This window comes from Terrabacter lapilli, from assembly GCF_039531305.1.
GTDB classification, from domain to species: Bacteria; Actinomycetota; Actinomycetes; order Actinomycetales; family Dermatophilaceae; genus Terrabacter; species Terrabacter lapilli.
The window spans coordinates 211,485-233,802 of the sequence record NZ_BAAAPU010000008.1 but is presented as its reverse complement, the minus strand read 5'-3'; the positions used below and the strand labels follow the sequence as shown (position 1 = coordinate 233,802).

Sequence of the window (22,318 nt, the reverse complement as noted above, 5' to 3'; positions counted from 1 at the left end):
GTGGCCGGGTCGGCCACCTGATGCTGTGCTCGGACGACGATACCCCCACATCTTGTCGTCGCCCGCCTCGCGGCGGTCAGGCGCCTCCCGGCCGCAGGCGCGCCAACCACACGCCGTCATCATGACTGATGACATCGGTCAGCCGGGCCAAGTCCGGCGACACGGGGCCCGAGCGCTCGTCAGCCACGATCCACCGCACGCCCCGGGTGCGGTACGCCGCCTCGAGACCTGCCGCGTCGGGAGCCCGGACGAGCGCCAGCTCGGCCTCGAGGCGCGGCTGGTCCCAGAACGGGGCGGTCGCGTAGGACGCTCCCTTGGCCAGGCGCTCGAGCAGACGCGGCGCGTAGCCATACCCTCCGACGTCGGTGCGCAGCCCCGACAGGGCCGACACGGAGAAGTCGCGGTTGTCCGGGAACCCCGCCGGAGTGACGCCGTTCCACACTCGGTTGGTCGCCACGACGTCTCCGGGCGCGGCGTGGGCCCGGAGGTACTGACCCGCCGCGAAGAGTGCTGGTGTGACGGCGGGCCGGTGCTGGGGGTCCGTCGCCGTGGTGGCGCTGCGAGGGGTCCCCGGGTCAGTCGTCAGGTCGAGGGTGTGCACGAGGGGCCGGACCCCCGCCCCCGCCACGGCGAGCACGAGGAGGATCATCCAGGTGCCGCGGAGCAGGGAGCCGGGCGAGCGCCGGTCGGCGTACCGCACAAGGAACCAGGCCGCAGTGACGAGCACGGTGAGCAGGGCCAGGGCCACCAGGGACGGCGCCAGCCAGGCGCGGGCGACCGCGGCGTACGCCGTCACGTCGGCCGCGCCCTCGGGTCGCGCTCCCCCCGAGGGAAGCAGCCGCCGCACCGACAGCACGACGCCCACCCCTGCAGCAGCCGCTCCAACGAGGGCAAGCGCCGGTCCGCCGCGAGCAGCAGGCTGCAGCCGGGCGTCGGCCTCGAACCGGGCGGCGTCCTTGCCGCGACGAGCCAGCATGGCCTGCATGCCGGATGCGACCGCCGCCCCGGACAGCGCGTAGCCGATGGGCAGGGCCGCCACCGGGAAGTACAGCTGGCTGCCGCTGGGGTGTGTCAGCACGAGGGCGGCCAGGACCCCGGTGACCACCGCGCCGATGCCGATCCACCCCGCGGGGTCGGACGGTCGGCGTACGACGAGGACGAGGAGGCCCAGCGCCGGGAGCACGGTCGGGACCCACCGGTGCACGAGCGCGACGAGCATCGCCAGGATCTCCGCGCCCTGCGCCGGGACCGGGTGACCGTAGACCACACGGGTCTGGTCCGTCGGCCAGAAGCTCGGGTCGAGGCGGAGCCCGTAGGAACCCGGGTAGAGGAACAGCAGTGCCAGCACCATGACGACGAGGAGGATGCCGAGGCACGAGGCGTAGCGCAATGCCAACGCCCTCAGCGAGGCTGCGGCGCACCGCCGGCGACGCCACTCCGCGACGAGGACCGCGACCGCCGCGAGGGCCACTCCCGCGAAGATCACCGGTAGCTGCGCCGACTTGGCGCCCGCGGCACCGACGGCGAAAGCGGGAAGAAGCCGAGTCGGAGCGCGCGCATCGTCCGGATGGCGCCGCAGCACGCCGACCAGGCAGCCGACGACGGCCAGACCGAACACCCAGCCCAGGGTCGCCGTGGGACTCAGCTGCCAGTAGGACGGCAGCGGGCTCATTCCCGGCTCGACCCAGTTGTCGGCGAACAGCGGACGTACGAGGGCGATGCCGATGGCGGCCCCCAGGGCCCCACTCCAGTCACCGGTCACCTGCCGGCCCACCGCAGCGCCGAGCAGGAGCAGGATGACCACGAGAGTTGCCGGAAGCAGGCGCGCGACGACGTCCAGGTCGTCGGACCCCGTCCCGCTGAGCTGCGCCGCGACCGCGTGGAAGAACCAGTGGTAGCCGAGCGGCTCACCGTTGACCATCGGGTACTCGGGCACGAGGCTGCGGCGAGCCTCACCCGTCAGCGCGGTCTGGTACAGCAGGTCCTGGTAGTAGATCTGGAAGCCCGCGGTGGGGCGAGGCGCCACGTTCGCGAGACCGCCCACCCACATCAACCGCACGGCTGCCAGCACCGTGGTCGTGAGGGCGGCCCACCCCCACCAGGGACAGCGGTCACCGTCGTCCGGGGGACGGGCGAGAGCTCGACGGCGGGTGCTGGGGACCAGCAGCAGAACCGCTGCGACGACGGGGCCGACGACGAGGGTCGGCAGCGAGTGGCCGACGAGGTGCCCCACCAGCCAGGTGGCCAGGGTCAGGGCCAGACCGACGGGCCCGGACCAGCCGAGGTCAGTGGCGCTGACACCCCCCGCCCGCAGGCAGCGCGTCAGCACCCAGCCGGGTGTGAGCACGCCGAGGAGGACGACACAGAGCCACCAGAGCACGAGGCCCGGCTGCGATCCTGTGGAGATCCAGGCGGCTGACAGCGCCGCGCCCGCCAGGACCAGCAGGCACGCCTGGCGCAGGATCCCCTTGCGCATGGCGCAAGCGTGTCACGCGACGTTCGAGCTGGACTGGTATCCGCCTGAACGGACCCGGTCCGGCAAAGCGGCTCGGCGTAGGACGACCGACGCCCCCGAGCGATGCTCGGGGGCGTCGGTTGATCGCCGTCAGCGCGACTGGAGCCAAGCGGTGATGCTCGGCGCCAGCCGAAGCATCAGCGCGACTGGAGCCAAGCGGTGAGCCTGGCTTGCCAGGATCAGCGCTTGGAGTACTGCGGGGCCTTGCGGGCCTTCTTGAGACCGGCCTTCTTGCGCTCGGGAACGCGCGGGTCGCGCGTGAGGAAGCCGGCCTTCTTGAGGGCGGGACGGTTCAGCTCCTCGTCGACGCCGTTGAGCGAGCGGGCCACGCCGAGGCGCACCGCGCCGGCCTGGCCGGAGGGGCCACCGCCGTGCACGCGGACCAGCACGTCGTACGAGCCGTCGAGCTCGAGGAGCGTCAGCGGCTCCTTGACGATCTGCTGGTGCACCTTGTTGGGGAAGTACGCGTCGAGCGTGCGGCCGTTGATCTTCCACTCACCGGTGCCGGGGACGATGCGCACGCGGGCGATGGCCTGCTTGCGGCGGCCGGTGGCAGCGCCGGGGGTCGAGACCTGGCGGGCGCGGCGCGGCTCGCCGAGGGCAGAGTCGGTCGCCGAGGACTCGCTGGTGTACTCGGTCAGCTCGGGCTCGTCGGTGTCGAGGACGTCCTCGTTCACGATGTCAGTCACGTGTCTTGTCGCTTTCTACGCAGCAGCCGGGGGCTTACTGCGCAACCTGGGTGATCTCGAAGGGGACGGGCTGCTGGGCCGCGTGCGGGTGCTCGGCACCGCGGTAGACCTTGAGCTTGGAGAGCTGCTGGCGGGCCAGCGAGTTCTTCGGGAGCATGCCGCGGATGGCCTTCTCGACGGCCTTCTCGGGGCTCTTGGCGAGCAGCTCGGTGTAGGAGGTCGACCGCAGACCACCCGGGAAGCCGGAGTGGCGGTAGGCCTTCTTCTGCTCGAGCTTGGCGCCGGTGAGGGCGACCTTGTCGGCGTTGACGATGATGACGAAGTCACCGGTGTCGACGTGCGGCGCGAACTGCGGCTTGTGCTTGCCCCGGAGCAGGACAGCGGCCTGGCTCGCGAGACGGCCGAGCACGACGTCGGTCGCGTCGATGACGTGCCACGTGCGAGTGACCTCGCCGGGCTTCGGGGTGTACGTGCGCAATGGAGTCTGCCTTCGCTTGAAATGGTGGAGCAGTGTGAATGCCGCTGGGCTCGGTCCGCGTCGCCCGCTCGCCCCCTGAAGCGGTGAGCTGGGTTCGCCTGACGGCCCGGTGCACAACTTCATCCATGTTACGGGGTCGTGATCCCCTCCCCAAATCGCGGCAGAAAGCACCGTACATGCGGTCTGACCTGCGGAAACATGGTGCGCAGTGTCGCGTAGGCATCCGTTGTGCAAACAGATTGTGCAAAGGTAGTGTGCACACTATGGCTGCACCTGCACCTGCACCTGCACCCGCCAACCCGCCCCCTGACCACAACGGCGCGTTCACCCCGGAGAGCCTGCGCGTGCTCGCCCATCCCCTGCGTTCCCGCCTGCTGGGGCTCCTGCGGCGGCACGGCCCGTCGACGGCCACCCAGCTCGCAACCCTGCTCGGGACGAACTCCGGCGCCACGAGCTACCACCTGCGCAAGCTCGAGTCGGTCGGGCTCGTCTCGGACACGGGCGAGGGCGCGGGCAGGCGGCGGCTCTGGCAGGCGAGCGCGGAGTACCACCCCTGGCAGCCGAGCGATGTCGAGGGCGACGAGGACGCCGAGACTGCCCTCAACTGGCTGACCCGCGACTACGCCCGACACTTCGGCGAGCAGTACGACAGGTGGCTCGACGTCTCGACGACGTGGCCCACGGCCTGGCAGGACGCCTGCGGCTCGAGCGATGCCTCGGTCCTCGTCACGCCCGAGGTGCTCGAGGCCATGCGCGATGAGATGAGGGACCTGATCGAGCGCTACCGTCGTGTCGGCCAGGGCAACCCCCGTGCCCGTCGTGTCGCGGTCTACGCCTTCGCCTACCCCCTCGACCTCGACCGGCCACCGGCCGACAGCAGATCCCGCGGCCGACCTTGACGCACGCTGGGTTCCTGTCGCCACCGGGCACCGAGGCAAGCCGGCCATTTGCACTTTTCGATGGCATACGCGTCACTAGAATTCGACGGCCCCAACGACAAGAAGGCTGTCAGCAGATGCAGGACCACCGCGCTCCCGTCACCCCCCGGCGGCAGGCGAGCCACCCCCAACGCCGCGACATCCAGGGAATGCGTGCCATCGCGGTCCTGCTCGTCATCGCCTACCACCTGTGGCCGGATCTGGTGCCCGGGGGTTTCGTCGGGGTCGATGTGTTCTTCGTCATCTCCGGCTTCCTGATCATCGGGATGCTGGCCCGGGAGCTGCGGGCCACGGGCACGGTCAAGCTCTTCGCCTTCTACGCCAAACGCATCCGGCGACTCCTGCCGGCGGCGCTCCTCGTGCTGCTGGTGACGGCCGCCCTGACGCTGCTCGTGCTTCCGGTGGCCCAGTGGCCACAGGTCATGCGCGATGTCGTCGCCTCGGCGCTCGACGTCCAGAACTGGTCACAGGCCTACCTCGCGGGCGGCTACGCCGAGGCCACCGCAGACGTGTCGCCGCTGCAGCACTACTGGTCCCTCGCCGTCGAGGAGCAGTTCTACCTCGTCGTCCCGGTCGCGATGATCGTCGGCGGCCTGGTCGCTCGCCGCCGACGCTGGACCGAGGCCCACGGGGCGGTCGTCGTGATCACCGCCATCACGCTCTCGTCGTTGGCGTGCTCGGTCATCTGGAGCAACGTCAGCCCGTCGACGGCGTACTTCGTCACCCCGACCCGCATGTGGGAGCTCGGGGTCGGAGGGCTCGCGGCCCTCGGGGCTCCTCGGCTGCGGATGACCACACGACACCGAGTCTTCCTCGGCTGGGCAGGGGTGCTGGCGGTGGCGGTCGCCGCAGGCACCTTCTCCACGTCGATGGCCTTCCCGGGCTGGGTGGCCCTGCTTCCGGTGGCGGGCAGCGCCGCCATGCTGCTGGCGGGGGACCTCCCGAGCGGCACCGCGCCGGCTCGCGCGGAGACCGCCCACTGGCTCGCCCTGCGCCCGATGCGCTACGTCGGTGACATCTCCTACAGCCTCTACCTCTGGCACTGGCCGGTGCTCGTGTTCGTCCTGGCGCGCTCCGCGACCGGCGAGCTCGGGACCGTGGAGGCCGTGACGATGCTGGCGCTGTCGCTGGCGCTGGCGGCGCTGACGAAACGCTTCGTCGAGGACACCTTCCGCGCCCGCCGAAAGGTCGGCCGCCACTCCGTCCCGCGTGCGCCCCGTGCCGAGGCCCGCCCCGTCTTCCTCACCGCAGCCATCGCCATCGTGCTCACGTGTGGCGCGACCATCGTGCCCTGGCACATCGGCCAGGTCGAGGCTGACCAGCTGGTCGCCGCGGCGATCGATGCCAAGCACCCCGGCGCGATGGCCTTCGACGGGGCACACCCGATGAGGGTGGTCCCCGGCGTGGCGCTGCAGCCCGACCCGTCCATCGCGTTCAAGGACCGTTCCTTCACCGGCGGTCCCGGATGTGACGTCTACGACTACAAGAACCTGCCTCTCAGCGGGCCGGACTGCGTGCTCGGCAACCCCTCCGCGCCCCACACGATCGTGCTCCTCGGCGACTCGCATGCAGCGCAGTTCTCCACACCGCTGCAGCAGTGGGTGAGCACTCACCCCGAGTGGAAGGTCAAGGTCGCCGTGCGCTTCGGCTGCCCCTTCACCCTGGCCGCCCCGCGCAACTCCTCGGGACCGTTGACCATGTGCTCCGACCAGAACCGTGCCGTGCTCGACGAGGTCGTGGCTCTGCACCCGGACCTCGTGGTCACCTCCGCGATGTCGCCCGAGTCCTACGCCAGGGACCTCAAGTGGACCTGGAGCGACCGCGCTGCACTGGTGGCCGGCTATCGCGACGCCCTTGCGCCCTTGGCGCGCGCCGGTATTCGTACGGTGGTCCTGCGAGACGTGCCGCGGATGGCCCAGGCGGCGCCGGCTTGCCTGCGCAAGCACGAGGACGAGCGCGAGCAGTGCGACACGCCCTCCGACGTCGCGCTGCCCGCGGCCGGCGATCCTCTCGTCGAGGCAGCCGAGGACGTCGACGGCGTCGAGGTCCTGGACCTGACTCCCTGGCTGTGTCGGCACGGCAGCTGCCCGGCCGTCATCGGCAACGTCGTGGTCTATCGCGACAACCACCTGACCAACACGTTCGTGCGGACGCTGTCGCCCATTCTCATCGAGAAGCTGCGACTGGCCTGAGTCCGCCCCGCTCGGTCGGCCGGGTGCGGCTAGGAGGCGGCGACGGTGATGTCGTCGAGCTCGGCGAGGTCGTCGGCGCTCGGCTCCCACAGACCTGCCTGGACGTTCTCGACGACCTGCTCGGCACGCGTGGCACCGGCGATGACCGAGGCCACCGCCGGCTGCGCGGCCAGGCCGCCGATCGCCACGTCGATGGGACGCAGGTCGCGCTGGGCGGCATACGCCTCCAGGCGCTCGATGGTGTCCCAGTCGGCAGCGGCCAGCCGGTCGGCCATGCCCGCGAGCCGGGTGCCCGCGGGCGCCGCCTCGCCCCGGCGGTACTTCCCGGTGAGCAGGCCGGACGCGAGGGGGAAGAAGGGAAGCAGGCCGACCCCGACGTGCTCGCAGGCGGGCACGAGCTCGTCCTCGACGTCGCGCTCGAGCAGCGAGTACTCGTTCTGCGCCGAGATGAACCGCGACGTCCCCGCGGCGCGGGCGGTCCAGTCGGCGTCCACGACCTGCCAGCCGGTGAAGTTGCTGCTGCCGAGGTAGCGCACCTTGCCCTCGCGGACCAGCTCGTCGAGCGCGGCGAGCGTCTCCTCGATCGGCGTCTGCGGGTCGGGACGGTGCAGCTGGTAGAGGTCGATCCAGTCGGTGCCGAGGCGCCGCAGGCTCGCCTCGACCGCCTTGCGGATGTAGCGGCGCGACCCGCGAACTCCCCAGTCGGGGCCATTGGCGCCCTGCATGTCCATGCCGAACTTCGTTGCCACCACGACGTTCTCGCGCTCGGAGCCGAGCGCGAGACCCAGGATCTCCTCGCTCGCGCCCTGCCCGTAGATGTCCGCGGTGTCGAAGAGGGTGATGCCGCTGTCGAGCGCCTGTCGCACGACCGCGTTGGTCCCCTCCTGGTCGAGTCTCCGGCCGAAGTTGTTGCAGCCGAGCCCCACGGTCGAGACGGTCAGGCCACTGTCGCCGAGCTGGCGGTAGGTCATGTCAGGAGTCGTCGTCACCCGCCCAACGTATGCCGCCCTCCCGCCTCGCGACAGACCGGGTCGGACACAGACGAACGGCCGGTCCCCGCCGCTCGGGGACCGGCCGTTCGGGACGGCGTGTGTCAGTTCGGCTGGACGAAGACCGCCACCGTGCGCGCGGGCACCGAGAACGAGCCCGTGGCGCCGTCGTATGCCGCCTGCTTGACGACGCTGTCCGAGCCGTTGGCCTGCACCGGGCTCAGCTCCACCGGCCCCGTGATGCCAGGGACCTTCTGGCTGACGGCGCCTGGCGTCGCGTTGAAGACGACGACCGCTCCGCGCAGCGCCGGGTCGACGTCGGCGCCCACCGTGTCGTCGATGCGCATCACGATGACACCCTGCTTCGCGTCGGCCGTGCCGGACACCGGGAAAGTGACCTTGGCGTTGATGGCGTCGGCGCTGCCCAGACGGAACAGCTTGGTGCTGAAGCGAAGTCGCAGCAGGTCCTGCGCCATCGCGTCGGCGCTGTGCACGTCGGCGGCGGTCGGCTTGAGCGCCGGGTTGGCGAGCAGCGGCTTCATGTAGGGCCACTTGGCCGAGTTCTGCGCCTCGGGCGGCAGGCCGTGTCCGAAGCCGTTGTCGGCGCCCGTCCAGTCGAGCCGGTTGAACCAGTCCCCGCTGTCGTAGGAGTCGCGGTTCAGCGACTTGCTGCGCAGCAGGTCGGCGCCGGCGTGCCAGAACGAGGGCGTCTGCGCGAGCGCGGTGGTCGAAAGGGACAACGTGTTCATGCGCACCCGGTCCTGCATGGAGGTGGCAACCGGCAGCTTGTACGTCAGCGAGTCGAAGAGCGTCTCGTTGTCGTGCGCGTCGACGTAGCTGACGACCTCGTCCGGCTGGTCGGCGTATCCGGCCGGCGAGCCGTTGTAGTCGACCTGTGTCCCCTTGACGACGGCGCCGCTCCTCTGGCTGCGGAACGTGAACGACTTGAGGTTGCCGGCGAGGCCCAGCTCGACCAGGTCGGTGTCGCTCGCCAGGCGGCTCGCGGCGTCGGCGTTCACGGCTGCGCCGTTGGGGTCCGTCGCCTCGCCGGAGCCGAAGCCCTGGCGCCGCGGGTCCTCGTCGAAGGGGCCGCCACCGCGGACGGCGTCACGCAGCCGGTCGGAGAAGGTGCCGATGCCGGTACCGCCGAGCTGGCCCTGGGTCGCCTGGACGAACAGCTTGTTGTCGGCGACCTCCCCGAAGTTCCAGCCCTCGCCGTAGAGGTACATCGACTTGCCGTCGACGCCGTCCTTCTGCAGCGTCAGCGCGTCGAGGGCGGCACGCACGGCGAGCATGTTGGCGCGGCTGGCGTGACCCATGAGGTCGAAGCGGAAGCCGTCGACGTGGTAGTTCCGCGCCCACGACACGACCGAGTCCACCATCAGCTTCTCGGCCATCGCGTGCTCGGTGGCGACGTTCTGGCAGCACGTCGAGGTCTCGACGGCGCCACTGGCGTTGAGGCGCTGGTAGTAGCCGGGAACGATCTTGTCGAGCACCGACTTGTCGGCCTGTCCCGATGCCGCGGTGTGGTTGAACACCTGGTCGAGCACGACGCGCAGGCCGTCCTGGTGCAGCGCGCCCACCATGGTGCGGAACTCGGCCACTCGCGCGCCACCGTCAGCGGTCTTGGCGCTCGAGGCGTACGACCCGTCGGGGGCGCTCCAGTGGTAGGGGTCGTAGCCCCAGTTGAAGGCGTCCTTCGACGCGACCGCGGTGACGCACTTCTGCTGCTCCTCGCTGTCGGGTGCGTACGAGGCGAGGTCGCACCTGGGCGTCTCCTGCCTGGCAGGGTCCTCCTCGATGGAGGCGATGTCGAAGCTCGGGAGCAGGTGGACGGTGTTGAGGCCGGCCTTGGCGAGCGCCTTGAGGTGCGCGCGTCCGTCGCCGTCGGCGGCGAAGGCGAGGTAGCTGCCACGCAGGGCCGCCGGCAGCTTGGTGTCGGACATGGAGTAGTCGCGGATGTGCAGCTCGTAGATCGTCGAGTCGACGTCCTGGGCGAGCTTCGGCGTGGGCGTGGTGCGCCAGGCCGTCGGCATGAAGGCCGGGTCGCTCAGGTCGACGGCCACCGAGCGGGTCGAGTTCAGCGTCAGGGCCACGGAGCTCGGGTCGGTCACCACGTTGGTCTCGACCTTGCCGGTGGTCGGCGCCCAGACCTTCACCTCGTAGAGGTAGCGGGCCCCGCGCGCCGACGCGCCGAGCGAGGCGCTCCACGCCCCTGCTCCGTCCCGGGTCATCGTCGTGCGGCGAGCGGTGTCGACCGGCTGGTCGGCGCTGCCCGCCGGCCACGTCAGCAGGGTCACCTGCTGGGCGGTGGGCGCCCACAGGCGGAAGCCGACCTGGCCGGAGCCGGAGAAGCTGACGCCGTAGGAGCGGGTCCGCGCGGACGCGGCATACAGGGCGTCGAGGGCGATGGCCGTCTGCGCGCCGGTGGCGTCGAGCAGCGAGCCGGTGGAGTCGTACATCGCGACGGCGACCTGACCCTGGAGGATCTCGGGCATCTTCCTGGCCGTGGCCTTGTCCAGGCGCAGGGCGACGTAGCCCTTGAGCTCGGGATGGTCGGCCACGAGCGTGGCCGGCAGCCCGGCCGGGTCACGGGTGAGGCCGGCCACCGAGCCTCCGGTCACCGCCTCGGCGTCGAGCCCGAGGCCGCCGGTGGACGACCAGTGCAGACGCCACGAGAGGGTCGCCGGGTCGGTGCCGGCCGGCAGCGAGGAGGCCGGCCAGGCGACGAGGTCGGGGCCCACGACGTAGGCCTTGGACTTCGCCAGGTCGGGCGCTGCGCCGGCGCGGCTGGTCTTGACCGAGATCGCGTGCGTGGACAGCACGTAGGTGATCGTGGTCAGCACCCCGTCCGCGGGGACGCTGAAGGCCACGTTCGCACCGCCGGGAGCACCGCCGGCCCCGTAGTTCTCGTCCCAGCTCAGGCCGTGCGCGACCTTGAACTCGTAGTTGCCTGCAGGGATCCGGTCGGTGGTGAAGGTGTAGGTGCCGTCACCGTCGGGGTCCTCCAGCCAGGAGCGCATGCAGTCGGGCGCCCAGTCGCCGGGGCAGCCGAGCTTGCTCTGGAAGCTGCCGGGTGCCGTGATGATCGGGGCCTGGGCGTCGCTGGTGGCCCAGTGCGTGCGGTGGTCGTAGTAGAAGGTGACCCGCTTGCCCGCCGGGGCGGTGTAGGCGATGTTGCCGCCGCCCTTGGCGGCACCGGCGCCGTAGTTCTCGTCCCAGGACTTGTTGATCGCCGCCTTGTACTCGTAGTCACCCGCGGGGATGGAGTCGTAGGAGCCCTTCCAGATCTCGTCCTTGGGGTCGAGCGCCAGCTGCGCCTGCGTGCAGTCCGGCTGCCAGTCACCGGGGCAGCCCATCTCGGAGTTGTGGTTGCCCGGGACGCTGACGTTGGCGGGCTGCGTGACGGGACCGACCCCGCCCGTGCCGGCGCTGCTGCCGGAGCTCGCCGGCTGACCCACGATGCCGTAGGTGGAGGTGGCGGAGACGTGCCCGGCGATGTCCTTGGCCACCATGCGGTACTCGAGGAGCGTGCCCTTGGCGACGCCCGAGACGTCGTGGAAGACGCGGTAGGGGGCGTTGTCGTCGGTGCCGATCGGCGTCCAGGCCGACGTCCCGACCGGGCGCTGGAGGAAGGTCACCTCGGCGAAGGTGTTGCCGGGCAGGGCGGCGCCGATCTCGGCCCGGCCACCCACGACGCCGCCGGCGCTGGGGGACGTCGGGTAGATGGCGGGCGCCGACTTCGGCTGGGCCATGGTGTCGTTGGCGCGGTAGACCGCCACGGACAGCGGCGGCACCGTCACCGTGACGCGACCGTCGGCGGCGACGCGCAGGTCGGAGGTGGCGCCGAGGAGCGGCACGAGCTTCGAGCCGGCCGAGTAGGTGGAGAAGGTCGCCGTCCTGGCGGTCGTGGCGTTGTTGGCGACCACGACGTACTCGCGCTTGGAGGCCTTGTCGATGCGGCTGATGGCGTAGATGCCGGCCGCGTCGGAGGCGTAGCGGTGCACCTGCGCGCCGTCGGCGAGCGCCGGGTTGGCGGCCCTCAGGGCCGAGAGCTGCTGGATCTGGCGGTAGAGGGGGGCAGAGGTGTCGTAGTGCGCCGCCGTGCCCTCGGGCTTGTCGCTGCCGACGACGACGTCGTCCTGGTAGATCGGCGTCTGGGTGGCGAACATGTCCTGGCGCGCCCGCTTGTCGCCGAAGTCGCTCGTCGGCCCGGTGAAGCCCTGCTCGTCGCCGTAGTAGACGACCGGCTGGCCGCGGGTGAGGAACATCAGCGAGGTCGCGAGCTGGTCGCGGGCGAGCAGGTCGGTGCCCTTGGCGCCGCCGGCGAGGAGCATCGCCCCGATGCGGCCCATGTCGTGGTTGCCGAGGAAGGTGGGCAGCTCGTAGGCGTTGGAGTCGGTGTCGGTGTAGTAGTCGTCGCCGGCGAAGAGGTCGCGCATCCCGGTCGTCGCCTTGCCCTGGGCGAAGCCGAGCGCCGCGCCCTGGAAGCCGAAGTCGAGGGTGGCCGGCAGCTTGCCCTGCGTCGTGAACTGGCTCGTGTAGCTCGGGTTGCCGTCGTACACCTCGCCGAACATGAAGAAGTTCTTCTTGCCCGTCGCCGCCGCGTGGCTGAGGATCGCCGGCGAGAACGACTGCCAGAACTGCATGTTCACGTGCTTGACGGTGTCGATGCGGAAGCCGTCGACGCCGAAGTCGACCCAGGACTTGTAGATGTCCTCCATCCCGGAGACGACCTTGGGGTTCTCGGTGAAGAGGTCGTCGAGGCCGGAGAAGTCACCGTAGGTGGCGGACTCGCCGGCATACGTCGAGTCACCGCGGTTGTGGTAGAGCGTCGGGTCGTTGAGCCACGCCGGCACCTTGACGTCCTTGTCGGCGTCGGCGACCTTCGGGACGTAGGGGAACGACGTGGCGGCCGACATCGCCGGGAAGCAGTCGGGGACCGTGGCCAACCCGGTGCACGCGGGCTTGCCGGCGACCGCGGCGTCGTCGAACACGTTGCCCTGCGCGTCCTTGTACGGCTTCGTCGCCTTGCTGACGTAGGTGTAGGTGCCACCGTCGTAGGAGATGACGTCGGCGGTGTGGTTGGTGATGATGTCGAAGTAGACCTTCATCCCCTTGGCGTGCGCCGCCGCGATGAGCGCCTTCATGTCGCCGTTCGTGCCCAGGTGGGGGTCGATCTGCGTGAAGTCGGTGATCCAGTAGCCGTGGTAGCCGGCGCTGGCGTCCGAGCCGCTGCCCTGGACCGGGCGGTTCTTGAAGGAGGGCGTCAGCCAGATCGCCGTGGTGCCGAGGCCCTTGATGTAGTCGAGCTTGCCGGTCAGGCCCTTGAGGTCGCCGCCGTGGTAGAAGCCCTCGTTGGTCGGGTCGAACCCGGTCGTCATCGGTCCGCCGGTGAGGCCGCCGCGGTCGTTGGCCGTGTCGCCGTTGGCGAAGCGGTCGGCCATGACGAAGTAGAAGCGCTCCCGCGTCGAGAGGTTGCGCAGAGACGGCTCGGCGAGCTTGGCATCGGCCGCCGTCGCGGCGCCCGGGAGGTCGGTCGGTGCGACGCCGACGGCGTGCGTCGTGTCGTCGTAGGTGAAGCGGAGGGTGGCGGGACCGGCGAGCACGAGCGGCACGTTGCCGCCGTCCTGGCCGTAGCTCTCGCCCCACGAGTGGTTGATCGCGACCTTCAGCTCGTAGCTGCCCGCCGGCACTCGGAACTCGGCGGCATACGTCGTCGTGCCGGGCTGGAGCGTGAGGTCGGTCTTGGTGCAGTCGGGCTGCCAGTCACCGCTGCAGCCGAGCTCGTCCTGGAGCGAGCCGACGAGGGTGGCCGTGCGAGGCCCCTCCGCCCGGGCTGCGGGTGCCGCTGTCAGCGGGACGACCAGTCCGGCCATGACGAGGGCCGAGATGCTGGCGACGGACAGGGCCGGGCGACGGCGCATGCGCACTCCTTTGTGGGCTCGGTCGCACCCGCCCGCGTCTGGACGCTCGACCACCGGAGGAGAACGTAGCGCCCAGATCGGACAAAGCGCCAGACGTACGCTGCAACTTTTTGCATTCGAGCTCAGAAAGTTGCGCGATTCTTTCTCGGCACGTCAGGGTCGCCGGCCCGCGGCCCGCCCGGCACGAGCGCTCAGCGACTCAGCCCCCCGGGGCTCGAGACCAGCGTGCGCACCGCGGTGGTGAAGTCGGCCACCCGCGTCAGGGTCACCGGACCGTCGGGGAGCTCGATGCCCTCGGACCACCCGGGACCGCCGATGACCACCTCGAGGGGCCAGTCCACGACGGCGAGGTGCTGCCAGAAGGCCTCGGTCCGCTGCCGGGGCAGCGACGCCCAGAGGAAGACCGCCCGCGGGCGCGTCTCCCGCAGGGTCGACACGAGCGCCTCGGCGGGAACGCGCGGGCCGAGGAACAGGCTGGCGACACCGTTGCGGGCCAGCTCGGCCTCGAGAGCGAGCAGGGGCAGGTGGTGCTGTTCGTCGTCGGCGCCCGCCAGCACCACCGGCGAGCCGGCCACCCGGAGTCGGTTGGCACGGACGACGGCGCGCAGCTCCGACTGCAGCAGCTCGCTCGTCAGGTGCTCGGCCTGCACCCCGAGCCGACCCTCCTGCCAGAGGTCGCCCACCCGGCGCAGCGCAGGCGCGAAGACCTCGACCCAGGCCCTGCCGACGTCGGAGCGGCGCATCACCTGGCGGTAGAGCTGGGCCATCGTGCGAGGGTCGAGGGCGCGCGCGGCTGCGACGATCGCCTCGACGAGCGCGGCGGAGTCCTCGAGCGCGGGCGCCCCGCCGGTCCCGCCGGCTCCTCGCGCCCCGATCGTCCGGTTCGAGTCGGGCGTCCCGGAGGCCGGCCCGGGGGACGACTCCAGGTGCTCGACGATGGCGGCCGCGTCCATCGACAGGACGGAGTCGGCCGCGCTCTGCGCGGGCACCCCCTGGGCCGTGAGCCGGGCCATCAGCCGGACGCGGCTGATGTCGAGCTCGGTGTAGCGGCGGTGGTTGCCGCTCGTGCGCAGGCTGGGACCGACACCGTGGCGCCGGTCCCAGGAGCGCAGCGTCGGCGCCGCGATGCCCAGGCGCTCGGAGACGACGCCGACGGGCCAGCCGAGCCGGGGCACCGGGTCGGCGTCGAACTCCGTCGCCGAGGGCGTGGCTGCAGGGGGCTGGGTCATCTCGTTCATCACCGTCCGGGTTGGGTCCCGACTGGGCGGAGCGGTCCGAGATTCCCGTCATGGACCGCTCCGACCCCCATCGGGCACTGCGATCATAAACTTATGCACGCCTCTTGTGCAATGCGTAGGTTTTTGCGTAAGTTCTGCATCAGATCGCTTCACACGCACACTCCGCCGCCCACCGGGAGGAAGCCATGACCGTCACCCGCCTACCGCGCCCCACCTACTCCTCGTACGAGTGGCAGGAGCAGGGTCGATGCCGCACCAAGCACGTGGAGCAGTTCTTCACGGACGACCAGGAGCTCGACCAGCGCGAGCGCCGGGAGAAGACCGAGGCCGCGCGCATGGTCTGCGGCGGCTGCCCGGTGCGCCAGCAGTGCCTCGACCACGCGCTGCGGGTCCCCGAGACGTTCGGCATCTGGGGCGGCACGACGCCGACCGAGCGCGCCCAGATGCTCTGGGACGTCGCCGGCTGAGCCCGCTGTCGATCAGCGGATCGCGAGCGGGATCACCTCGGCGGTCGGCAGGCCGGCGAGGTCCGCACCGTCGAGCAGCAGCTTCGCACCGCGTAGACCCGCCCCGACCACCACGAGCCCGGCGGCCGCGACCGCCTCGTCGACGAGCACCGGCCAGTCCGCCGGCAGCCCGACCGGCGTGATGCCGCCCTGCTCCATCCCCGTGGCCTCCTGCGCCAGGGACTGGTCGGCGAACGAGATCTTGCGCGCCCCGAGGTGCCGTCGCACCACCCGGTTGATGTCGGCCCGGTCGGTCGCGAGCACCATCACTGCGGCATGTGTCGTCGTCTCGCCCCGGCGCGCCTCGACGACGACGCAGTTGGCGGAGGCCTCCGGCGCCACGTCGTAGGCCTCGCAGAACGCTGCCGTGTCGGCGAGCGAGGCGTCGATGGGCGCGACGCGAGCCCCCGGCACGTGCTCGAGCGCTGCCGCCACCGGCGGCGCCAGCAGGTCGGGCCGCTCCAAGGCGGCCACCCAGGTCAGGTTCCCTTCGGCACTCGGCATGCGCAGAGCGTATGCCGCCCCCTCCCCCAAGCGCGCAGGTGACCCTGCGCCGTCGACCTCAGCGTGCGAGCTCGGCGACCACCGTCGCCGCCGGCACCGGTCGAGCGCTGCGCCACCCCGTTCCGGCCCAGAGCGCGAGCAGGTCCGGCCGGTCGGCGGCGGCCGATGCGCGTCGCAGTGGGGCGGTCACGTGGTGCACCTCGGGGTAGGCGGCCGGGGCGTGACCGTCGTGCCGCCGGAGGAAGTCGGTCTCGAGACCGCGGGCCAGGCGCCCCGAGTAGGCCCGCGTGACCGCGGTGCGCTCGTGGGCCGGGTCCGTCAGGGCACGCCGGTAGGCCAGGCCCGTGCCCGCCTCCGGAGTCAGCAGCAGCGCCGTGCCGACCTGGACCGCGTCGGCACCCGCCGCGCGCACCGCCGCGGCGCGCTCGGCCGTGGAGATGCCGCCTGCGGCGGCGATCGGCACGTCGGTCTCGGCCCGCACGGCCGCGACGAGCTCGACCAGGTCGGCATCGCCCGGCTCCTTGACCGGGTCGAGCGTGCCGCGGTGTCCGCCGGCGTCGGTCCCCTGGACGCAGAGCGCGTCGACGCCCGCGTCGAGGGCGGCGCGCGCCTCCGTGACGTCCGTGACGGTCATCAGGGTCTCGATCCCGGCCCTCCTCAGCTCGCCGAGCACCGCGGAGCTGGGCAGCCCGAACGTGAACGACACCACCGGGACGCGCTCGCGCACGACCAGGTCGAGCTTGCGCTCCCAGTCGTCGTCGTCGCCCGGCCGCGGCTCACCCGGCTCGGCGCCGACGGAGCGAGCCTCCGGCGCCAGGGTCTCCCGGTAGGCCGCCACGGCGTCCGCCCGTTCGTGCCCGTTCAGCTCGCCCGGACCCACGGCATACGCGTTGGCCTGCGCGGGCACGAAGAGGTTGACCCCGAAGGGACGGGTCGTGGCGTCCCAGACCTCGGCGATGGCCGCGGCGAGCTGGGGAGCGCTGAGGTAGCCGCCGGCGAGGAAGCCGAGACCGCCCGCCTCCCCCACCGCGGCGACGAGCTCGGGCGTCGTCGGTCCCCCGGCCATCGGGGCGCCGACGACACCCGTCTCCACCGAACGCAGCAGCATGCCCCGACGCTACTACCGTCAGCGGGGACGGACGACCCGCCCCTCGTCCCACACCGGCTCGGCCGACTCGTAGACGCGCCCGTCGGCACCGAAGACCAGGAAGCGGTCGAAGCCGCGCGCGAACCACCGGTCGTGGGTCACCGCGACGACGGTCCCCTCGAAGGCCTCGAGCCCCTCCTCCAGGGCCTCGGCCGACTGGAGGTCGAGGTTGTCGGTCGGCTCGTCGAGCAGCAGCATGGTGGCACCGGACAGCTCGAGCAGCAGGATCTGGAACCGCGCCTGCTGGCCACCCGACAGGGACTCGAACCGCTGCTCCCCCGACCGCGCCAGCTCGTAGCGGTCGAGCGCCCGGGCCGCCGGCTCCCTCGGCATCCCGTCCCGGTGCTCGTCGCCGCGGTGGAGGATCTCGAGGAGCGTGCGGCCCACCAGGGAGGGGTGCTCGTGGGTCTGGGCGAACCATCCGGGCCGCACCCGTGACCCCAGGCGCACCACCCCGGAGTGCTCCACCGGGACCGGCCGCACGTCACCGACCGGCTGGTGCTCGCGCTCGGGGTCGGTGCCGCCACAGGCGAGCAGCCGCAGGAAGTGCGACTTGCCCGACCCGTTGCTGCCGAGGATGGCGACGCGCTCGCCGTACCAGACCTCGAGGTCGAACGGCTTCATCAGGCCGGTCAGCTCCAGGCCCGTGGCGACGACGGCGCGCTTGGCCGTGCGGCCGCCGGTGAGACGCATCCTCACCGACTGCGTCATCGGCGTCTCCTCGGGCGGGCCCGCCTCCTCGAACTTCGCCAGGCGCGTCTGTGCCGCCTGGTAGCGCGAGGCCATGCCGTCGTTGAACTTGGCCTTGACCTTGAGGGTCTGCACGAGCGCCTTGAGCTTGACGTGCTCCTCGTCCCAGCGCCGGCGCAGCTCCTCGAGGCGGGCGTTGCGGTCGGCGCGGGCCTGCGCGTAGGTCGCGAAGCGTCCGGGGTGCACCCACAGCGTGGCGCCGGCAGGGCCCGGCTCGAGCGTGGCCACGCGGGTGGCCACCCGGTCGAGGAGCTCGCGGTCGTGGCTGATGAACAGGACCGTCTTCGGTGATGCGACGAGGGCCTCCTCGAGCCACCGCTTCGTCGGGACGTCGAGGTAGTTGTCGGGCTCGTCGAGCAGCAGCACCTCCTCGGGGCCGCGCAGCAGCGCCTCGAGCACCAGCCGCTTCTGCTCGCCACCGGAGAGGGTCGTGACCTTGCGCCACTGCGCCTTCTCGTAGGGCACCCCGAGGGCGGCGACGGTGCACTTGTCCCAGAGGGTCTCCTGCTCGTAGCCGCCGGCCTCGCCCCACTCGACGAGGGCGTGGGCGTACGCCATCTGGTCGGCCTCGGAGTCGCGCTCCATCATGAGCAGCTCGGTGCGGTCGACCTCCTCGGCGGCGGCCCGGAGCCGCTCGGGGGCGACCGAGACGAGCAGGTCGCGCACGGTCGTGTCGTCGCGGACCTTGCCGATGAACTGGCGCATGACGCCGAGCCCACCGGACCGCGTCACCGCGCCCTCGTGCGGCGCGAGGTCCCCCGCGACGATCCGGGTCAGGGTGGTCTTGCCCGTGCCGTTCGGCCCGATGAGCGCGATCTTGGCGCCCTCCCCGACGCGCAGGGAGACGTCGTTGAGCAGCGGCCTGCCGTCGGGCAGGCTGAAGGAGACGGAGTTGACATCGACGTGGCCCACGAGAGCCAAGCCTGTCGTATGCCGTGTGCCCTCGTCACGCGGGTTACGTGCCCGCGCGCTGGGCCTCCTCCGCGGGCGCCTCCGCTGCGGGCGCCTCCGCTGCGGGCGCGTCCTCTGCGGGCGCCTCATCGGCGGGCGCCGCCCCGGCAGACGGGCGGCCCTCGGACGGTTGTCGCCGGGCCCGCGTCATCTCTGCCCTGGCGGCGAGGTCGGCGTCGTCCGGGTAGACGACCTCCTCGAGGGACAGGCCGTGCGGGGGCATCACGTGCAGGCCGGAGCCGCGTTCGGCCCGCTCGAGCACGGACCGGGGCCACCCCCGGTCACGTCGCCCCTCCCCCACCGGGACGACCGCGCCCACGAGCGAGCGCACCATCGAGTGGCAGAAGGCGTCGGCGCGCACCGTCGCCTCGAGCACGCCGTCTGGCAGCCGCGTCCACGAGAAGTCGAGCAGGGTCCGGATCGTCGTGGCGCCCTCGCGCTGCTTGCAGAAGGCGGCGAAGTCGCGCAGGCCGACGAGGGCCCGGGACGCCTCGTCCATCGCGTCGACGTCGAGCGGACGGCGCCACCACACGGTGTCGTGCCGCCGCAGCGGGTCACGCAGGGCGTCCGTGTCGGCGAGGCGGTAGAGGTAGCGCCGCTCCACCGCCGAGAAGCGGGCGTCGAAGCCGGGCGGCGCGAGGGCGGCCCGGCGCACGACGATGTCGTGGGGCAGGACGCCGCCGAGGCGGCTGACGAGGGCCCGGCCCGGCTCACGGTCCGACCGGCCCGGTAGCGCGGCCCACGCGGACGGGTCGAGGTCGACGTGGGCGACCTGGCCCCGGGCGTGCACGCCCGCGTCGGTGCGCCCGGCCACCGTGACGCGTACGGGCTGGGGGCTGCGCAGCACGGTGGCGAGGCCGGCCGAGAGCTCGCCCTGCACGGTGCGGAGGGCGGGCTGCGCGGCCCATCCGGAGAAGTCGGTGCCGTCGTAGGCCAGGTCCAGCCGCACCCGCAGCAGGGCCGCGTCGGACGCGCTGGGCTCGGTCATGGCGTCCGAGCCTACCGAGCGCCGCAGCTCCGACTGCCACCGCGGCCGCGTTTCCCCCGTACGAGCCGGGCGGGGCACCGACCGGGCGCATGCTGGAGGTGGACGCCGGGCAACGGTGCCCGGCTCTCTAGAGAGGGGCACCTACCCATGCACGCCATCCCGCGACGCCGCCTCGCGGCCGTCGCCATCGCCGTGAGCCTCACGGCGCCGCTCGCCCTCTCGGTCGGGGGCGCTGCCGCCGGCGCGGCCACCGGCTCGGCGACCAGCCCGGTCTCCAGCACGGCACCCTTCTGCGGCATCACCTGGGGCTCGCTGCCCAAGGCCACCAGCCCGGACCTGCACTGGACCGGCAACGTGGTCCGCACGCGCTACGGACAGCACACCTGCTACGACCGCCTCGTCTTCGACATCGCCCCGGGCCACGGAGCGGTCGGCTACAACGTGCGCTACGTCAACCAGGTGACCGGTCCCGGGAGCGGGCTGCCGGTGCCCGTCGCGGGCGGCGCGAGGATCCAGATCACCATCAACGCCCCGTCGACGCTCGCCGGGACCACGACGAACTTCGTGGGCTGGCGCACCTTCCGCCAGCTCAAGGGCCTGGGCAGCTTCGAGGGCTACACCGACTACGGCCTCGGGGTGCGCGCGCGACTGCCGATGCGCGTCCTGGTGCTGACCGACGCCGACGGAGGCCGACGCCTCGTCGTCGACGTCGCGCACCGCTGGTAGCACCACGAGAAGGAGCAGCCCGCCCCTCAGGGACGGACTGCTCCTTCTGCGATACCGCGGGTGGTGCCGGGTGAGGCTCAGGCCTCGGACTTCTCCGCGCCGGCGTCCTCGGTCGACTCGCTCGACTCGGTCGCGGCGGCGTCCTCGGTCGGCTCGGCAGCCGCGTCCTCGACAGCGGCGTCCTCGGCCGGCGTCTCGTCGGCCGGCTTGGCCTCGCTCTGCTTGGCGGCGCGCTTCGTGGCGGCCTCCGCCTCCTTGACCGTCGCCTTCTTGGCCGACAGCGGCTCGCGGACGAGCTCGATGACGACCATGGGGGCGTTGTCACCCTTGCGGGCGCCGATCTTCGTGATGCGGGTGTAACCACCCTCGCGAGCCGCCATGTCGGGGGCGATCTCGGCGAAGAGGCGGTGGACGACACCCTTGTCGCGCACGACGGTGAGGACGCGACGACGGGCGTGCAGGTCACCGCGCTTGGCGAAGGTGATCAGGCGCTCGGCGAGCGGGCGCAGGCGCTTGGCCTTGGCCTCGGTCGTGGTGATCCTGTCGTTCTCGAAGAGCGACGTCGCGAGGTTGGCCAGGATCAGCCGCTCGTGGGCGGGGCCGCCACCGACGCGGGGACCCTTGGTGGGGGTGGGCATTTCGTTTCTCCTAGAAGTCCGACCAGGCCGTTCTCGAGCAGGGCGTCGAGGGCTCGGTCAAGAAGCGGTTGGTCAGAGACGCTCGTCCTCGACGAACGACTGGTCGTCGTCGTCGCTGTAGTCATCGTCGCCGTAGCCGTCGACCAGGGCCGACGGGTCGAACCCGGGCGGGCTGTCCTTGAGGGCCAGACCCATGCCGACGAGCTTGGCCTTGACCTCGTCGATCGACTTCGCACCGAAGTTGCGGATGTCGAGCAGGTCGGCCTCGCTGCGGCCCACGAGCTCACCCACGGTGTGGATGCCCTCGCGCTTGAGGCAGTTGTAGGAACGAACGGTGAGGTCCAGGTCCTCGATCGGCAGGGCGAGGTCCGCGGCGAGCGCGGCGTCCGTCGGCGACGGGCCCATGTCGATGCCCTCGGCCTCGACGTTGAGCTCACGGGCCAGACCGAAGAGCTCGACCAGCGTCTTGCCGGCCGAGGCCATGGCGTCGCGCGGGGTCATCGAGTTCTTCGTCTCGACGTCGACGATGAGCTTGTCGAAGTCGGTGCGCTGCTCGACACGGGTCGCCTCGACCTTGTAGGTCACGGTGAGCACCGGGCTGTAGATCGAGTCGACCGGGATGCGGCCGATCTCCTGGTCACCGGACTTGTTCTGCTGCGCCGAGACGTAGCCACGGCCACGCTCCACGGTCAGCTCCATCTCGAGCTTGCCCTTGTCGTTCAGCGTCGCGATGTGCAGGTCGGGGTTGTGCACCTCGACACCAGCCGGCGGCGTGATGTCGGCGGCGGTGACCGCACCCGGGCCCTGCTTGCGCAGGTACATGACGACCGGCTCGTCGTGCTCCGAGGAGACGACGAGGCCCTTGATGTTGAGGATCATCTCGGTGACGTCCTCCTTCACGCCCGGAACGGTCGTGAACTCGTGGAGCACGCCGTCGATGCGGATGGAGGTGACCGCCGCGCCCGGGATGCTCGAGAGCAGGGTGCGACGGAGGGAGTTGCCGAGCGTGTAGCCGAAGCCGGGCTCGAGCGGCTCGATGGTGAAGCGGCTGCGGTTGCCCGCGACGACCTCTTCGGAGAGCACGGGACGCTGTGCGATGAGCACTGTTCATTTCCTTCCCACGGGCGACCGCCATATGACGC

16 protein-coding genes are annotated in these 22,318 nt (G+C 71.6%); 4 read left to right on the top strand and 12 right to left on the bottom strand.

Going from position 1 to position 22,318, the window contains the following annotated elements; translation table 11 throughout:
• Positions 1 to 76: 76 nt before the first annotated feature.
• The 3 genes from ABD241_RS14835 to rplM all read right to left on the bottom strand — a co-directional run bounded on the left by ABD241_RS14835 (position 77) and on the right by rplM (position 3,682).
• On the bottom strand, positions 77 to 2,476 hold the full coding sequence (locus tag ABD241_RS14835; protein WP_344064117.1) for a hypothetical protein: 2,400 nt from the start codon (positions 2,474 to 2,476) through the stop codon (positions 77 to 79).
• Positions 2,477 to 2,694: 218 nt separating this feature from the next.
• A complete protein-coding gene (gene rpsI / locus ABD241_RS14830) occupies positions 2,695 to 3,204 on the bottom strand; it encodes a 30S ribosomal protein S9 (protein ID WP_344064114.1) in 510 nt (169 codons plus the stop codon).
• A 34-nt stretch (positions 3,205 to 3,238) separates the two neighbouring features.
• A complete protein-coding gene (rplM, locus tag ABD241_RS14825) occupies positions 3,239 to 3,682 on the bottom strand; it encodes a 50S ribosomal protein L13 (RefSeq protein WP_142181460.1) in 444 nt (147 codons plus the stop codon).
• A 263-nt stretch (positions 3,683 to 3,945) separates the two neighbouring features.
• On the opposite strand from rplM, the gene ABD241_RS14820 reads away from it, so the two are divergent.
• Together ABD241_RS14820 and ABD241_RS14815 are read left to right on the top strand one after the other, a co-directional pair.
• Positions 3,946 to 4,581 carry a winged helix-turn-helix domain-containing protein gene (locus ABD241_RS14820; RefSeq protein WP_344064111.1) on the top strand — a complete coding sequence of 212 codons (636 nt, stop codon included), beginning with the start codon at positions 3,946 to 3,948 and terminating at the stop codon, positions 4,579 to 4,581.
• Between the two features lie 116 nt (positions 4,582 to 4,697).
• Positions 4,698 to 6,812, top strand: a complete 2,115-nt coding sequence (locus ABD241_RS14815) for an acyltransferase family protein (protein ID WP_344064108.1) — start codon at positions 4,698 to 4,700, stop codon at positions 6,810 to 6,812.
• 29 nt (positions 6,813 to 6,841) lie between these two features.
• On the opposite strand, the gene ABD241_RS14810 is transcribed toward ABD241_RS14815, so the two are convergent.
• The 3 genes from ABD241_RS14810 to ABD241_RS14800 form a co-directional block, all read right to left on the bottom strand.
• A complete protein-coding gene (locus ABD241_RS14810) occupies positions 6,842 to 7,783 on the bottom strand; it encodes an aldo/keto reductase (RefSeq protein WP_344064220.1) in 942 nt (313 codons plus the stop codon).
• A gap of 122 nt (positions 7,784 to 7,905) precedes the next feature.
• Positions 7,906 to 13,728: a pullulanase-type alpha-1,6-glucosidase gene (pulA, locus tag ABD241_RS14805; protein WP_344064105.1), complete on the bottom strand. Its 5,823-nt coding sequence runs from the start codon at positions 13,726 to 13,728 to the stop codon at positions 7,906 to 7,908.
• A 191-nt stretch (positions 13,729 to 13,919) separates the two neighbouring features.
• Positions 13,920 to 14,957, bottom strand: coding sequence for a MerR family transcriptional regulator (locus ABD241_RS14800; protein WP_344064102.1), 1,038 nt, complete (start codon positions 14,955 to 14,957; stop codon positions 13,920 to 13,922).
• A gap of 194 nt (positions 14,958 to 15,151) precedes the next feature.
• Between ABD241_RS14800 and ABD241_RS14795 the strand changes: the two genes are divergently transcribed.
• Entirely contained in the window at positions 15,152 to 15,433 is a 282-nt protein-coding gene (locus tag ABD241_RS14795) for a WhiB family transcriptional regulator (protein WP_142181449.1), read from the top strand.
• Positions 15,434 to 15,445: 12 nt separating this feature from the next.
• On the opposite strand, the gene ABD241_RS14790 is transcribed toward ABD241_RS14795, so the two are convergent.
• The 4 genes from ABD241_RS14790 to truA are packed head-to-tail and all read right to left on the bottom strand — an operon-like array spanning position 15,446 to position 19,812.
• The gene (locus ABD241_RS14790) at positions 15,446 to 15,976 is read right to left on the bottom strand and encodes a YbaK/EbsC family protein (protein WP_344064099.1); all 531 of its coding nucleotides are present in this window, start codon (positions 15,974 to 15,976) and stop codon (positions 15,446 to 15,448) included.
• 58 nt (positions 15,977 to 16,034) lie between these two features.
• A complete protein-coding gene (locus ABD241_RS14785) occupies positions 16,035 to 17,084 on the bottom strand; it encodes a nitronate monooxygenase (protein WP_344064096.1) in 1,050 nt (349 codons plus the stop codon).
• Between the two features lie 18 nt (positions 17,085 to 17,102).
• Positions 17,103 to 18,785, bottom strand: coding sequence for an ABC-F family ATP-binding cassette domain-containing protein (locus ABD241_RS14780; protein ID WP_344064093.1), 1,683 nt, complete (start codon positions 18,783 to 18,785; stop codon positions 17,103 to 17,105).
• A 43-nt stretch (positions 18,786 to 18,828) separates the two neighbouring features.
• Positions 18,829 to 19,812: a tRNA pseudouridine(38-40) synthase TruA gene (gene truA, locus ABD241_RS14775; protein ID WP_344064090.1), complete on the bottom strand. Its 984-nt coding sequence runs from the start codon at positions 19,810 to 19,812 to the stop codon at positions 18,829 to 18,831.
• Positions 19,813 to 19,959: 147 nt separating this feature from the next.
• Between truA and ABD241_RS14770 the strand changes: the two genes are divergently transcribed.
• Positions 19,960 to 20,538 carry an AMIN-like domain-containing (lipo)protein gene (locus ABD241_RS14770; RefSeq protein ID WP_344064086.1) on the top strand — a complete coding sequence of 193 codons (579 nt, stop codon included), beginning with the start codon at positions 19,960 to 19,962 and terminating at the stop codon, positions 20,536 to 20,538.
• Between the two features lie 77 nt (positions 20,539 to 20,615).
• Here the strand turns inward: ABD241_RS14770 and rplQ are convergent, their stop codons facing one another.
• Both rplQ and ABD241_RS14760 read right to left on the bottom strand, forming a co-directional pair.
• Positions 20,616 to 21,176, bottom strand: a complete 561-nt coding sequence (gene rplQ / locus ABD241_RS14765; RefSeq protein ID WP_344064083.1) for a 50S ribosomal protein L17 — start codon at positions 21,174 to 21,176, stop codon at positions 20,616 to 20,618.
• Between the two features lie 72 nt (positions 21,177 to 21,248).
• Positions 21,249 to 22,280, bottom strand: coding sequence for a DNA-directed RNA polymerase subunit alpha (locus ABD241_RS14760; protein ID WP_142181438.1), 1,032 nt, complete (start codon positions 22,278 to 22,280; stop codon positions 21,249 to 21,251).
• Positions 22,281 to 22,318 lie beyond the last annotated feature (38 nt).

What these genes read in the sequence shown, in the direction of transcription:
- ABD241_RS14835 (WP_344064117.1), bottom strand. Translation starts at nt 2,476, where the DNA reads ATGCGCAAGGGGATCCTGCGCCAGGCGTGCCTGCTGGTCCTGGCGGGC.
- ABD241_RS14820 (WP_344064111.1), top strand. Translation starts at nt 3,946, where the DNA reads ATGGCTGCACCTGCACCTGCACCTGCACCCGCCAACCCGCCCCCTGAC.
- ABD241_RS14815 (WP_344064108.1), top strand. Translation starts at nt 4,698, where the DNA reads ATGCAGGACCACCGCGCTCCCGTCACCCCCCGGCGGCAGGCGAGCCAC.
- ABD241_RS14810 (WP_344064220.1), bottom strand. Translation starts at nt 7,783, where the DNA reads ATGACCTACCGCCAGCTCGGCGACAGTGGCCTGACCGTCTCGACCGTG.
- pulA (WP_344064105.1), bottom strand. Translation starts at nt 13,728, where the DNA reads ATGCGCCGTCGCCCGGCCCTGTCCGTCGCCAGCATCTCGGCCCTCGTC.
- ABD241_RS14800 (WP_344064102.1), bottom strand. Translation starts at nt 14,957, where the DNA reads ATGACCCAGCCCCCTGCAGCCACGCCCTCGGCGACGGAGTTCGACGCC.
- ABD241_RS14795 (WP_142181449.1), top strand. Translation starts at nt 15,152, where the DNA reads ATGACCGTCACCCGCCTACCGCGCCCCACCTACTCCTCGTACGAGTGG.
- ABD241_RS14790 (WP_344064099.1), bottom strand. Translation starts at nt 15,976, where the DNA reads ATGCCGAGTGCCGAAGGGAACCTGACCTGGGTGGCCGCCTTGGAGCGG.
- ABD241_RS14785 (WP_344064096.1), bottom strand. Translation starts at nt 17,084, where the DNA reads ATGCTGCTGCGTTCGGTGGAGACGGGTGTCGTCGGCGCCCCGATGGCC.
- truA (WP_344064090.1), bottom strand. Translation starts at nt 19,812, where the DNA reads ATGACCGAGCCCAGCGCGTCCGACGCGGCCCTGCTGCGGGTGCGGCTG.
- ABD241_RS14770 (WP_344064086.1), top strand. Translation starts at nt 19,960, where the DNA reads ATGCACGCCATCCCGCGACGCCGCCTCGCGGCCGTCGCCATCGCCGTG.
- rplQ (WP_344064083.1), bottom strand. Translation starts at nt 21,176, where the DNA reads ATGCCCACCCCCACCAAGGGTCCCCGCGTCGGTGGCGGCCCCGCCCAC.